The sequence below is a fragment of the Lonsdalea britannica genome (genome assembly GCF_002111595.1).
GTDB lineage: Bacteria > Pseudomonadota > Gammaproteobacteria > Enterobacterales > Enterobacteriaceae > Lonsdalea > Lonsdalea britannica.
Genome location: NZ_LUTN01000012.1, coordinates 80,726 through 95,308, shown reverse-complemented (window position 1 = coordinate 95,308; position 14,583 = coordinate 80,726). Strand labels below are relative to the sequence as shown.

Here is a 14,583-nt window from a genome sequence, read left to right as displayed (position 1 = left end):
GAAGAATATATGACCGGATCATGCAAGGATGTACAGCCACATTTTAAACTGCTGGGAATTGGTGCGGGACCGGCCAATTTAAGTTTGGCGTCGCTATTATATGGAAAGCAGGGGATTAAAAATATTTTCCTCGACGGAAAATCCTCTTTTTCCTGGCATGACGATCAGATGATCGAGGGGGCTACGTTACAAGTTTCACTGTTTAAAGATCTCAGCACGCTAGCCGATCCAACAAATATATTTACTTTTCTGGCTTATTTGCATGAAAAAGGACGTATTTATCACTTTCTCAATGCCCAGTTCGATGAAGTTCCTCGCCGGGAATTCCGTAATTATCTAGCCTGGGCCGCTGAAAAAAATGAGAATGTTATATTTGGTGAGAAGGTGCTCAATATTGATTTCGACAAGGTTTTTAAAATTGTCACCGATAAAAGAGAACTGACCGCTGAAAATATTTCCATCGGTGTAGGCACTCAACCGTGGGTGCCGGAATTCGCCACGGCGTATATTGGGAAGACGCAGTTTCATGTCAGCCAGTATATGCAGAGAAGTAGCTTAATGGCCGGAAAACGGGTGATTATTATTGGTGGTGGACAATCAGGGGCGGAAGTTTTTCTGGATTTACTGTCGAAGCCCGATAGTGACCGGCCGACCAGCATTCACTGGATTTCACGACGGCGTAATTTCTTTCCTATTGATGATTCGACTTTCACCAATGATTTTTATATGCCGTATTATTCAGACTATTTTAACAAGCTGCCGTTGCATCTGCGACAGAGTACCAATCGGGAAAATATTCTAACCTCCGACGGTATTTCAGAATCGACGCTGCGCCAAATTTACCAGAAACTTTACAGCCTCAACTTTATTACGCCAGGGAAAACTCGCATTGTCATGCAGACCAGTCGCTCAGTCAGCAACGTAAAACCGACTGGGAGAAACAGCTGGCAGCTCGAATATTGTCATCTTGATTCATTAGGCACGGAGATCCAAGAAGCTGATGTGGTGGTCTGGGCTACCGGCTATTCCCCTACTGAAAAGCGTTTTCTCGGCACGCTGGTCGAGCGTATTCACCGCGAAAAAGAAGAATTCGTAGTGGATAAAGACTTCGCCGTAAAATGGGATGGCCCTAAGGGAAATAATATTTTTGTTCAAAATGCGGTACGGGGACAACGCGGCCTACCGGATTTAAACCTCAGCCTAAATGCATGGCGCGCGCAGCGCATTGTGGGCCGACTGTGCGGCGAATATCCTTCGCTTCAACATCCTTCTTTTATCGACTGGGCTCCGCCAGCGGAAAATAACCCGCAGGAAGACCCGAATATTGATGAAAAAGAATATAAGCGAATTTCACATGGTTTCTTGAGTTAAGTCGCAGCATTTTTCTAGGAACGAAACATTATGCTGAAATATGACATCGCGCTTGTCGGTGGGGGCATTCTTGGGTCTACCATCGCCAGAGAACTGATAAATAATCACCCTAATTTAAAACTTGCGATTATTGATAAAAACCTTTCCGGTTCTGGTGCCTCTTTTTATTCCGCAGGTGTGCATTTTCCACGTGGCGGTAGTGAAAGAGTGAGACAGATGTCGGAATACAGCCATGATTATTATCAGCGGTTAATAAACGACTGTGCGCCGATATATCCGCTTGCGATGGAATTAATAACGGAAAGTCGCAATATCCCAAGCGTAGAGGGAAAATATCTTCCGAGTGTGGGGTTTCATCAGAGGATAAATTGCATTAGTGATCTGATTGATTTAAATGCGGCAGCTGGTAATGACTTGCGCGTATTAAAAGGCGGCGGGGCAAATTATGCCAATGTGTTTGCGCTGGTTAATTATTATATGGAAAAACTGCGCGACAAAATTGATTATCTCGAAGGGACTGAAGTAGAGGCACTGAGGCGAGAAGGGCCGTGCTATCGGCTGTCCTTACGTTCCGGGGTGGATATTCAGGCGCGTCAGGCAATTATTGTGCCTGGCCCGTGGATTAACCATCCCCTGAACGGTGAAACCCTTTCCTCCAGAGGCCTGCGGATAAAAAAGATTGTTGCTGCGCATATCAACGTCAAGCCGACAATGCAGGCACCGCTTGTCGTCTTTGATAAAGAAGACGCCTTTTTGCTTCCGTGCCATCACCGTAAACAGTGGCTGTTCAGTTACACCTGCAAAGAGTGGGATGTTGACCCGGAATCTGTCGGCTCACTCACTCCAGCCGACCTCGCTAACGCGCGCGAAACCCTCGCGAAATATGCCCCGGCGCTAGCCGAACAGATTCACGATGGTCGGGTATTTTGTGACGCCTATAGCCCCGGCAGTGAACCGACAGTGATTCGTGCAGATGACGGTGTGATCTACGCCGCAGGCTGCAATGGTTCCGGCTACCGTCTGGCGCCAGCGATCGCCGCTGAAGTGATCAAATTAATTCCACATCTGTCAGGACTGGAGAAAAAAATATGGTGATCCATCATTTAGAAAATGCAGATATGGCCCAGATGTTTGACATTGATATCAGTCATCTTGACGGGCTTGATTTTCCGGCAGGCTTGGGCAAGGTTGCGCCAGGCGAGCGCTCCGCTAGCCATCAGCACGATGAAACAGAGATGTTCGTTATCGTCAGCGGCGAAGGCACCTTACTGGTTGACAGCCATGTTCATGCAGTGAAAGCCGGTAGTGTGGCGCAATTTGCGCCCTTTGAATCCCATGTGTTGGAAAACACCGGCGAGGTAGATCTGATTTTCTTTTTGCAATATCGCCGTGATGCCGCCAGTTCAGCACGTTCTGCATCGTCACAAGAGCGCCAGAACCCGGCACGCCCACAGTTTGTATTCTCGACGCCACCAACGCCGAACGGGGATTTGCATCTTGGACATCTTTCTGGCCCTTACCTTGGCGCGGATGTCTATGTGCGCTACCAGCGACTGTTGGGTCATCCGGCGTGGCACATGACAGGTTCCGACGATTTCCAAAGTTATGTCGCGGCGCTGGCCAATCGCGAAGGCTCAACTCCAGCGGAAGTGGCGCGTCATTACTCCCAGGAGATCCGCCAGACGCTGAGCATGATGGATATCGAACTTGATCACTACACGATGACTAACGATGCGGACGGCTATGCCGAAGGTGCGCAGCGCTTTTTCAGTCGGCTGGTGGCGAGTGGTCAGGTCCAAATGCGAGAAGCGCCAGCACTGTGCGATAAGGACAGCGGGCACTATCTGTATGAAGTGGATGTCGCCGGTGCCTGTCCGGGCTGCGGTCATGCCACTAACGGCAACATCTGTGAGGAGTGTGGTGAGCCAAATGTGGTGACTGACCTCGACATGCCCGTCAGCAAAGCCAGCCAGCTTCCGCCGCTGAAGGCCATGGTTAAGCGTTATATGCTGCCGCTACATCAGTTTGCCGAAACAGTCAAAGCGCACCACAAAGTAGGCCGGGTACCCGCAAGAATGCGCGAGCTGGCGCAGCGGGTTTTCAGCCGTGATTCACTGGATGTGCCGCTCTCTCATCTATCAGATTGGGGGATTACTCCTGCTGAGGTGGAAGGTGAAGGTCAGGTTATCTGGGTATGGCCAGAGATGAGCTACGGATTTTTGTGGGATATTGAACAGTTAGGAAAAAAAGTTAGCCAGCCGTGGAAAGCGGACCAACCTGATTCCAACTGGAAAATTATTCACTTTTTTGGCTATGACAACAGCTTTTATCACAGCATTCTTTACCCCGTGCTATATCGGCTGGCTTACCCAGAATGGCAACCGGATATCGATTATCATCACAATGAATTCTATCTGCTTGACGGTAAAAAATTCTCTACCAGTCGCCGCCATGCAGTCTGGGGCAAAGAGATCCTCACTCCGGAAAGCGTTGATGCGGTACGTTTTTATCTCTGTCTGACTCGCCCGGAGCAGGAGCGCACCAATTTCCAACTCGCGGCCTACCTGACGGAGCTACGTCAGACCTTAATTGGCGAATGGCAAGGCTGGTTGCACGAGCTTGGTCAACGTACTGCCCGCCTTTTTGCGGGGCAGGCGCCAGATGCCGGGATCTGGACCAAAGAGCAGGTCGCGTTCTGGGCACAGCTTAACGGTCATCTGCAATGCATGAAGAACGCGCTGAACAGTGATGGTTTTTCACTGCGCCGTGCGGCGCAACAGCTGAAATTGCTGGTACAGGATACCCTGATCTTTTCGCAATCCCAGCAGCAACTGGCGGCCATCCCTGACTGGAAAGACGAATATCGTACCTCGCTGGCGCTGGAATTGGCGGCGGCGCAGCTACTTTCACGCATTGCTCAACCGCTGATGCCGCGTTTTTCTGGCCATCTGGCGGCGGCATTGGGTAATCCGGTAGCGGATGACTGGCCGCAGCAGGCGGAGATTGTTACGCCGGGCAACGCAATTACCCTGCATCAAATCAATTTCTTTAGCGATCCTGACGCATCGCTGGATACGCCTCACTGGGCCTGGCTGGCCGGGAAATTAACGACGCTGTTGCCCAACGTCAACCCCCAACCTTCACAGCGACTGTCAGAGTTGGGGGCCACCTCACTGATGGCGGTCACGTTGCAATATTATTTGCTAAACGAGATGCAGGCGGATATCCCGTTGGACTTATTGCTTAACCAGCCGTTAGGCAAAGTCGCGGATGAGGCTGCGCGTCAGCAGAGCAGTGCAGCGAAGGGAGTCACCGAATGACCCCAGCAGAACTGTTAAAGCAAGTTGAAGAGGCTGGTCTGAAAATCAGCCAGCTAGACGGTAATCTGAAACTGGAAGGCGCCACGCAAAATATTACGCCGTCTTTGGTGGCGGCGCTGCGCGAAAATAAGGCAGCGCTGTTGGGATGGCTGCAACAGCGTGCGGACAGTTTCTCACTGACGCCATTACAGCAAGCCTATTACCGCGGACGTTCACGGCTTTTTGACGGTGGCGGAGTGGCGAATCAAGTCTGCCATGAAATCGAAGGATGTTGGGACGTTGCGCGGTTGGAACAGGCGCTTCAGCAAGTGGTGGCGGCGCATTCTGCGCTGCGCCTACGCATCTTAGACGACAATGCCCAGTTTATCAGTGATGACGTCCCCGTGATTATCCGCCACGATTTGCGTGGGTTACCGGAGGAACAGCGACAGCGGACACGGGCGTGTCTACGTGACGAGAAATCCCATCTGATGTTGTCGACAGAAGGCGCGCTGTTGCAGGTAAATGTTGCGCTGCTCGCCGATGATCGGATGGTACTGTTCATCAATCACGACGGTATGATTGTTGACGGTATCAGCATGTTTCTGCTGTTCCATCACTGGTATCGCTATTATCAGGGGGAGGAGGACGCGGTCGGTTACTTGACATTTAACGACCATATTGATGCTCTGCAAAATGAGCGTGGGAAGCCCGCCTGGCAGCGTTCACGCGATTACTGGCTGGCCCGCATCCCTATGCTGCCGCCTGCGCCCAATTTGCCGCAGACCACGAAGCCGAGCGATCTGACATCACGTTTCAGCCAGCGGGTAGTGTCGCTGGAAGCCGGTCCCTGGCAAGCGTTAAAGATACAAATTCATGCGCATCAGCTGACACCCGCTGCTGTGCTGATGACCGCATGGTCCGAGACCCTCCACTACTGGGGGGCTCAGGATCACTTCACCCTGAATGTTACCGTTTCAGAACGCCGTCCTATCCACCCACAGGCGTTTCGCTCCATTGGGCCTTTCTCCGCTCCGCTGTTGGTGGAAGTGATGCGCGATGCACAACTGACTTTCTCCGAGCGAGCGAGCGCACTACAACATCGCCTGCATCAGGATGTGGACCATCGCCATTTTTCCGGCATTGAGGTGATGCAGGAGTTAGCCCGTCAACGCGGGCTGGCGGCCGCCCGAACGCCCTACACGTTTAACTGCACGTTGGGCGCGCTGGAAGGGGTAAACGGAGATGCGCTGGAGCTGTTTGGTGAGGAAGTTTTTACCCTTAGTCAAACGCCGCAAGTACTGATAGATGTCTTCGTTTTTGAACAGCATGACAAGTTAATTATCCGGCTGGATGGTGTTGAGGAAAGCTTCCCTGAGGGCTTCTTTACGGCACTGGCGGCAGGTTATCAGCGGATGATCAGTCTGCTTTGCCAGGCGAAAAGTTGGCACCAGTCGCAGTTTGACCTACTACCGGACGATCAGCGTCAGCGACGTGAAGCGGTTAACGCAACTCAGTCGGCAGTGACGCCGCGTATGCTGGGGGATGATTTTGTCCTCCGTGCACGACAGCAGCCCGCCGCACAGGCGCTTTGCACGCTGGACCGCCAGTTAAGCTACGGCGAGCTCTACAATCGCGTAGCTGAAGTTGTGCAGTGGCTGAAATCACAGGGCGTGCAACGCAATACGCTGGTGGGGCTGGTGGTAGAACGATCGCCGGAACATGTCATTGGTATCCTGGCCATAGTGTTGGCAGGGGCAGCTTATTTGCCTATCGACGCCCACTTGCCCGCTGCTCGCCGCGATTATATGTTGCAAGATGGTGAAGTGAGACTGGTGTTGACGAATGTCGATATAGACTGCGGCCTGCCGCAGTTCGATCTACGCCGTCCTCAGCCGGGAACCTGGACACTGATGCCGTGTGATGCGGAGGCCACACCAGATGATCTGGCCTACGTGCTGTATACGTCTGGCACCACCGGACAGCCAAAAGGAGTGATGGTGACGCACCGCAATGTGATCAATGTGGTGGATGACTGCCAGCGTCGTTTTGACATCACACCGGAAGATCGCTTTTTTGCCATCAGTGCCTTAAATTTCGATCTCTCTGTGTGGGATCTTTTCGGTGCCCTGTCGGTGGGTGCGGCGCTAGTGATCCCTGATGCGGATAAAAGCGGCGATACTGAACATTGGGCGCAGCTGTGTGCTCAATACCGGGTTAGCGTGTGGAATTCGGTGCCAGCCATTGTGCGGATGATGCACGATCACGGCGATGCGATGCCGTCATCGTTGCGTCTTCTGATGATGAGCGGCGACCGTATTCCTCCGAACCTTCCTGCGGCGATCTTGGCGAAACAGCCCGCGATCCGTCAGTGGTCGCTCGGCGGTCCTACCGAAACCACCATCTGGAATATCTGCCATCCGATTAGCGCTGAGAATTGTGCAGCTCAAGTAATTCCCTACGGTCGTCCCAACGCTAATAACCAAAGCCTGATTTGCCATCCTGACGGAACGCTCTGCCCAGACTGGGTAGCAGGGGAGATCCTGGCCAGCGGTATGGGAATTACTCCGGGGTACTGGCGTGATGAGCCGCGAACCCGCGAGCGTTACCTTGAGAGTCCGGAAACTCGGTCTCGTAGCTTCCGCACCGGCGATCTAGGACGTTATCTGCCTGACGGCAACATTGAGATCCTTGGGCGGGTGGATTTGCAGATCAAGGTTAATGGTTACCGCATTGAGGCTGGTGACGTCGAAGCCGCGTTGGCAGCGCTTTCGGGGATTAACGAGGCGGCTGTGGTGGCGGTGAAAAGTGCCAACGGCGATATGTTGGTAGCACATCTGGTCGGTGACGAAGCGGGTTTGAATCCGGAGCGGATACGCCAGACGCTCAACCAGCATCTGCCGAATTACATGATCCCGTCTCGTTTTTGCTGGCATCAAGCGCTGCCATTGAATCGCAATCTGAAAGTGGATCGCAAAGCACTTAGCCAGCTGGCATTGAGCGATACGGTCGCGCAGCCAGAAGCACGGAGCGAGGAAAATGGTGCTATTGAAGACCAGTTGCAGAGCATCTGGCAGTCTGTTCTACCAGTCAGGCAGCTCAACCGTACCCACGATTTTTTCAGCGTTGGCGGTAATTCGCTGAGCGCGCTGCGCATTCTTACTATTGTGCGTAAAACCTTTGGCGTGGCGCTACCGCTGGAGTCTATGTATCAGTTTAATACCGTGCAGAGCATGGCTGCACATATCGCGACACGAGGAACGAGCGAATGAGTGCATCCCTGATTAATGACATCGTTAATCATCCGCCTTCGCCGGATGGAAACCTAATTATCGCCACCCTCAGCGAGCGCAAAACCATCCCGCTGACGGCGCTTTACGACAAGGTAGGGCAGGTGGCGAATGGCCTGCTGGCACAAGGGGTTCGTGCCGGAGATACGATAGGTATTCTGGCAGATAACTGCCTTGAATGGGTGTTGCTCGACCTGGCGGCGCTGCGTATCAAAGTACGTACCGCAGGGTTTGACCCGGGCAAATTTGAGGCGACGGAAGCGTTGGTCCAACGCTATCAACTGAAATGGCTTTTCACCGATAAGCCGCATAATCACGAGATAGCTAGTCTCCGCTATATTGATGAAATTCATGTTTTTCTCACGCAACACCCCTCCACATTACCGCCGGTCAGCTATGCCGCTGATGAAACCACAACGGTCAAATTCACCTCTGGCTCCACCGGCGTGCCAAAAGGGCTGGCTGCCACTGTTGGCAGTATCGATTCTTCTTTGCGCGATGTGCAAACCCTGTTTACTCATGGTCCACAAGATAGCCTGTTGGTGTTTCTGCCTCTGTCCTTGTTGCAACAGCGTTACTGGATTTATTCCGCGTTAAAATTTGGACACGACATAATTCTAACCAACTATCAGGCGGCGTTTTTCGTTATGCCACAGCTTAACCCGACCGTGGTGATGGGGGTTCCAGCGGTCTTTGATGCCGCTCGGCGTCATATCGAGAAGGCGGACGGTGATGTGGCAACGATGACGACGCAAGGCCAGCGTCTGTTTGGTAATAAGATCCGCTATTTGTGGACCGGATCCGCACCGGCTGATCCTGCGACAGTGCGACTGTTTCATCAGATTGGGCTGCCATTGTTCGAAGGCTATGGCATGAACGAGACCTGCATCGTAAGCAAGAATCACCCGGCCGCTAGCCGCCCCGGCAGTGTAGGGCAAGTACTGTCAGATAAGCGGGTGGAGATAGATACGGAAGGCGCGATCATTGTATACAGCCGCTACCCGGTCAACACCCACTATCTCTATGCGGATCCGGGTGCGTCGGAAAAAATGTTCACTGCCGACGGCGGAGTGCGTACCGGGGATTTGGGCTATGTCGATGAAGAGGGCTTTCTCTATATCCGGGGACGAGCTGACAATGTCATCGTGCTGGGTAACGGCAAAAAGATCGATGTACATCCCATTGAAACGCGTCTGAAAAACTGTGATTTGATTGCGGAGTGTGTGATTTTCAGCCCGAAGCAAACTGAGCTGGTGGCAGTGATCTCGCCGGTTAGTGTCGTTGCCGATGCTGCCGGCATCGACGATGGAGTAAAGAAAGCCAATACGGCGGCAGAAAAAGATGAATATGTCGCCCGTTACATTATTGCTGAACAGCCGTTCACCATTGAAAACGGCCTGCTGTCATCACAGTTCAAGCCGTTGCGTAAAATAATTTTTGAGCGTTACCAGCAACAACTCATCACCTCTGTTTAAGGAAACTGTCTATGAACGCTGAAACCGCCTTTGCTGCGCTGGAACCTGCTGCCCGTAAAAGCCTCTCTGCCACGTTGACGACACCGTTAGCGGCTGAACAGATAGACGCTTCGCTGAATATGCGCGATGCCTACGGACTCACCTCATTGAACAAGATCTTATTTATTACGTCACTCTGTCATGAGATGAACATCAGTCTGGCTTTTCTGACCGAAGATGACCTCGCCAGGATGAATAGCCTGGCCGATGTTACTCAGATTTTGAGCAAATACATTGCTGTATAAACCCACCGAGAGAGGGCAGAAAAAATGAGCTGGAATCAGAACGCTACAGCAACGCTGGAAAATGACCGAGTACTACTAAGAGCAGTACAGGAAAGCGATCGTCAAGCCATGCGCGAATTGGCGCGTGACAGCCAGATTTGGCAATACTTTGTGTTCCGCGTCGATACGGATGCGCAGTTTTCGACGTTTTTTGATGCCATGTTACGCGATCAGGCGTCCGGCAGCCGAGCGGTGTTCACCATCATCGACAAACTTTCCGGGCAGGTTGCCGGAAGTATGAGCATTGGCTCGATGGCGGAGCAGGAGGCTCGGTTGGAGATCGGCTGGTCGTGGTTGGGGCAAGCCTTTCGCGGTACTGGCATCAACCGTCACGCGAAATATCTGCTGTTGTGCCATGCGTTCGAAACGCTGAAGGCCATCCGAGTGGAGTTCAAAACGGATGTGCTGAATACCCGTGCTCGTGCCGGGCTTCGCAACATTGGTGCCACGGAAGAAGGAACGCTGCGTAGCTTTAACTTTATGCCGGACAATCGCCGCCGTGACGCGATCTTTTACAGTGTATTGGCGCATGAATGGCCCGACGTTAAAGCTATGTTGCAGGCTGCTCAGTCCGCCTCCCAAGAGACGAAAGCAGAATGAGTCGCGACAATCTCATTATTCATCTGGAAGGAGATGCCCTGTCACGGGGCATTCAACACGGTGAACGCTGTTGCGACGCGCTGCGGCAGTTTGTTAATGAAGGGCTATGCCGCCTACAACCCCTGAGTGACCGCCCAATATCGCTGGACTGCCTCCGTGAAAAAATCGCTGCTTACCGAGCGATGGTGAGCCATTGGCTCCCTGATATTTCCGAAGAAATTAATGGGTTGTCGATCGGAGCGGGCATTCCTAGCGATCTCGCCTGGCTGTTGCAACTTCGACGGGAAATCTTGGGTTATAACCGTATCAATACCGGCGGCGATTGCTCGACTCTGGCGTCGCACAAAGGCGAACCTCTGCTGGCGCAAACTGTCGATCTTAACGGCAATCTGGATGATTTTATTCGCGTTCTGCACATAATCACCCCACAGCGACGTTCATTGGTGCTGAGTTTTGCCGGGCTGTTGGGTTACCTCGGGGTGAACAGCGCGGGCCTCGCCATCGGGCTGAATATGGTGCTGGGGGGGAAATGGCAGGAAGGTATTCCGCCTTATCTAGCCGTCCGTCATCTGCTGGACAACTGCGCCAGCGTTGACGAGGCTCTCGAAACTCTTGCAACACTGCCCTTATCCAGCTCGCGATCTTTTACCTTTTGCGATGGTCGGCGGGCGGTTTGTGTGGAAAGCCTTGATAATAAGCTGCGTGTAGCAGAGCAAGGCACGGTGACTGCGCACACGAATCATTTTCTGCACGCGGACTTTATCCCACAGGATGAGATCAATATCTTCGCCCGAAACTCCTCTCAACTGCGGCTGGATCAGACCAGAGAGTTTCTGCAACAGCCGGCGATCAGGCCTGACATGTGCTTTGATCTTTTCAGTACGCCGCCGGTTTGTGTGGCGGACAGCGGTGATATCAGGCGTGAGCGCACTGTGGCGGCGGTAGTGTTGCAGCCCCTGCAAGGGACTATGCTGTTGCGTACCGGTAATCCTTCGCTTTCTGACACACTCTTTTTCTCTCTGGACTGATACCATCCAGCTAGAGGACCCTGTTCAGGGGGAGTCCATGAAGATGAAGTGGAATCGTGAATGATCTCGTTATGGCGCGAGTTTCCGATTGGCAGACGCGAAAACTTTTTGATCTCGAAGCGACTCTTCGGCGGAGATCGGCCTGCTCGAACGACTCCGCTAAGTGTTGATTCCTACCGGATTGCCGGGCTTCTCTTCCATACCATGGCCGACGGCCGCCGACTTGGCAGAGGCGAGCGCTTCTAATGCCAGGAAGCACAGGCTCTGTGTTTGAATCAATAAACGACGGACCGTCACTCCCGAAGCGATCTTTTTCCACAGAGCCTATGATATGCCCGCATCCAGTCTTAAGCTCCGCGGTCGACTTTTTATTGCCGACCGCGCCTGTTTCATCCCTGAGAAACAGGTTTCCCCTCAAAAAAGAGGAGACGCCTTACCCATCGCCGGTGGCGATAATCGACGCCAGAAGCGCTTGTGTCCGTGCGAGATAGTCGGCGATGGTCTCGGCGGCCTGCTGAGTGGCGGGATGGCGATAGTTGATGAACAGACCCTCATGCGTGCGGACATACCATAGACACACCTCGTCAGGGTCGACGCTGCGGCTGCGGAAGCTTTTGACCTGCCACGTCTTCCACTCGCGCGCGCCTGCGATACGCCGCAGCTCCATGTAGGAGATCATAAAGGGATCGCGCAGAGGCTGGTCGAGAAGCTCGGCCACGCGGGTCATGGGTATCTGGGCCAACGCTTTGACGCCTACCAGTCCGTCTGCCGCCGCACGGAGTGTCTGCGCAAATGAGCGATTTACATCGATTGGAAAAGCCACCGGTCCCATTCCAACATACCAGCCCACCGACGGCTGGCGCTGCGCGGTCTGCGTCTGGAAGGGGACCATGGTGCGAAAGGCGTCCTGGCCTGTGCGTTCACTGGCGGACTTTGCCAGACAGGCCAGTAGTCCGGAAAAAATGTCGCCTCCGGCAGACCGGCAAATCTGTGCAAATGTGTTGGCCTCCTCTTTATCGAACACTCTGGCGTGGCCGCTCGGTTGCTCGGTCACACCATCGCCCGCGGCGCCCAAAGGGAGAGGAAACGGCGGCAGACGACCGTCTCCCTCCGCCACAAAGGTCTTCCAGCGCAGAATGCCTTCATGGCTGGCGGTAAGCGCCTCCGACGCCTTTCGTTCCGCCTCGGCGAAGTCGAGATAGCTGGCGACGCCGGGAAGGGCGGGCTGAGAGGGATTCTCATCCGATGCGGACAGGGCGGCGGCGTACAAGGTATGGATCTCGCCGGGGATCTGGAAAAGGGAATAGCCGTCGATCAGCGTGTGATCCACCGCGAGGCAGACGGTCGTGGCTTCAGAATGACTGAGGGTGGTAAAGAGATAGCCCGGCCAGTGCAGGGGGCCGACTTCACCATCGAACAGCGACTCGAGATGGCTCGCCAACGCTGTCGCGTCGGTAAAATCGCCCGCCTCGCCGGGGGTTATCTCAATAGCGTCGGGTTCCAGCGTTATCCGTGTTAACCGCCGGTCGGCGTGAGAGGGGCCGACGGGGATCAGGTGGCTGCGCAAGGTTTCATGACGGTCAATCCATTGACGGATAGCTGTCATGAAGGCCGAAGCGTTCAAGTCGGCCGACATATCGAAGGCGCATCCCAGCCAGGCCGCCGTGGACAAGCCGTTGTCTCTGTCATCCAGCGCACCCATGATGCTCGCTTCCTGAAGGCAGGAGGCCCGGCGAGAATCTTTGACCCAGCGGGCGTCGGTGGCGGAAGGGCCGTGTACGCGCCAGGCGGTGAGGCGTCCCGCAGGCAGATTAAGTGAGGCTATATCAGTGAACTTCATGAACGTTTCCCTGTATCGGTGAAGGATGAAAAGGCTCAGGCGGGGGCGGTTTCGTTTCGGAGCGCGGCCAGTTGAGGTTCGCGCACCGCCCACAGCGGCGACATGACAATCCACACGGCGGCGGCGGCGATCAGCACGCCCGTCACAAACAGCGTCGTTCGCGTTCCCAGCAGCATCCCGCAGGCGCCACCGACCACCGCGCCTAACGGCGCCAGGCCCCAGACCAGCGTACGGATACTGGCGTTTACCCGTCCGTGGATTTCTGCTGGCGCCAACGCATAACGGATGGGGACCTGATGGACGTTGTAGGTCTGTATGCCGATCCACATGATGCATTGGGATAATCCGACGACGAGGATGTTCGGCAGCAGCGGACAGAGCATGGCGCCGACGGCGCTGATGAGGATCGCCGCGACCAGCGTGCGGCCCAGTCCCAGAACTCTTGCTATCGGGCGGGCCAGCAGAGCGCCCACGACGCAGCCGATGGCGGCAACGCTGGTGACGATGCCAATCTCGGTCGAGGTCAGTTTCAACTGGTCGGAGAGATAGAGAATAAAAACGGCGGAATAGGCGCTGTAGAAGAAAATCAGCGTGACGGTGGCGAACGTGGACGCGCGCAGCGGCGGCGTCTGAATCAAAAATCGGATGCCCTCGGCCGCCTCCTTCAAAATACGCGCCAGCGCGCCGCCTGTGGGGGCGTCACTGACAGTGCTGACGCTAAGCCGCCGACGCGCCGACGCGGTGGCGACGAAGGGCAGCAGGGCCGACATCAGCAGGAAGGAAAAGGAGTCCGCCAGTATCGCCACGGCGGGCGACGTGGCGGCAATCAGCCATCCGGCGATCGGCAGGCCGATCACCATGACGGCGGATTGCCCGAGCTCCAGCCTGCTTTGCGCCTTTGTCAGTTGCAGGTAAGGCACCAGCGCGGGTACCCAGGCCAGAAAGGTGACGTCGGCGACCACCATCGCGGCGCCGGTCAGCGTGGCGACGGTATAGAGGTGCCACATACTGACCTGTCCGGACAGAAAAAAAACCAGCGGCACGCTAGCCAGCGTTAGCGCCATGATGATGTTGGCCGTCATCAGCAGCAGACGGTGCGAGTAGCTGTCGACGAGCAGACCGGCAAACAGCCCGAGCAACAGGTACGGCGTTCTGCTACAGGCAAGCAGAACGCCGGTTTCGAACGGGCTGGCATGATTGAGGTTGATCGCCGTCAGTGGGAGAGCGAGGTGCGTGACCTGCGTCCCCACCAAAGAGAGCGACTGGCCCGTGAGAAGAAGGTGGAAGCTGCGTGGCAGCCGCTGTGAGACATCCTGTAAACCCTGCATCGCCATGCTCTCCACGGATCGTTGATGAG

The 14,583-nt window shown here is 54.5% G+C and carries 10 protein-coding genes; 8 read left to right on the top strand and 2 right to left on the bottom strand.

Annotated features, from left to right (window positions below; all coding sequences use genetic code 11):
* Positions 1-9: 9 nt before the first annotated feature.
* From AU509_RS11470 to AU509_RS11435, 8 genes are read left to right on the top strand one after another with little or no spacing between them, the layout of a single operon-like run.
* Positions 10-1,371 (top strand): lysine N(6)-hydroxylase/L-ornithine N(5)-oxygenase family protein, encoded by a 1,362-nt coding sequence (locus tag AU509_RS11470; protein ID WP_094118378.1) that lies wholly within the window; start codon positions 10-12, stop codon positions 1,369-1,371.
* A gap of 30 nt (positions 1,372-1,401) precedes the next feature.
* Positions 1,402-2,466, top strand: coding sequence for an NAD(P)/FAD-dependent oxidoreductase (locus tag AU509_RS11465; protein ID WP_094118377.1), 1,065 nt, complete (start codon positions 1,402-1,404; stop codon positions 2,464-2,466).
* Positions 2,467-2,489: 23 nt separating this feature from the next.
* Positions 2,490-4,691 (top strand): class I tRNA ligase family protein, encoded by a 2,202-nt coding sequence (locus AU509_RS11460; RefSeq protein WP_244200981.1) that lies wholly within the window; start codon positions 2,490-2,492, stop codon positions 4,689-4,691.
* A complete protein-coding gene (locus tag AU509_RS11455) occupies positions 4,688-7,942 on the top strand; it encodes a non-ribosomal peptide synthetase (protein ID WP_094118375.1) in 3,255 nt (1,084 codons plus the stop codon). The genes AU509_RS11460 and AU509_RS11455 overlap by 4 nt, the downstream gene beginning before the upstream one ends.
* A complete protein-coding gene (locus AU509_RS11450; protein WP_094118374.1) occupies positions 7,939-9,435 on the top strand; it encodes an AMP-binding protein in 1,497 nt (498 codons plus the stop codon). Before AU509_RS11455 ends, AU509_RS11450 begins: the two co-directional genes overlap by 4 nt.
* Before the next feature lie 11 nt (positions 9,436-9,446).
* Positions 9,447-9,719: a hypothetical protein gene (locus tag AU509_RS11445; RefSeq protein ID WP_100053521.1), complete on the top strand. Its 273-nt coding sequence runs from the start codon at positions 9,447-9,449 to the stop codon at positions 9,717-9,719.
* A gap of 24 nt (positions 9,720-9,743) precedes the next feature.
* Positions 9,744-10,358, top strand: coding sequence for a GNAT family N-acetyltransferase (locus AU509_RS11440; protein ID WP_094118372.1), 615 nt, complete (start codon positions 9,744-9,746; stop codon positions 10,356-10,358).
* Positions 10,355-11,386, top strand: a complete 1,032-nt coding sequence (locus tag AU509_RS11435) for a C45 family autoproteolytic acyltransferase/hydolase (RefSeq protein ID WP_094118371.1) — start codon at positions 10,355-10,357, stop codon at positions 11,384-11,386. Before AU509_RS11440 ends, AU509_RS11435 begins: the two co-directional genes overlap by 4 nt.
* Positions 11,387-11,819: 433 nt before the next feature.
* On the opposite strand, the gene AU509_RS11430 is transcribed toward AU509_RS11435, so the two are convergent.
* Positions 11,820-13,226, bottom strand: a complete 1,407-nt coding sequence (locus AU509_RS11430) for a condensation domain-containing protein (protein ID WP_094118370.1) — start codon at positions 13,224-13,226, stop codon at positions 11,820-11,822.
* Positions 13,227-13,261: 35 nt separating this feature from the next.
* Positions 13,262-14,554, bottom strand: a complete 1,293-nt coding sequence (locus AU509_RS11425) for an MFS transporter (protein ID WP_162896383.1) — start codon at positions 14,552-14,554, stop codon at positions 13,262-13,264.
* Positions 14,555-14,583: the final 29 nt, after the last annotated feature.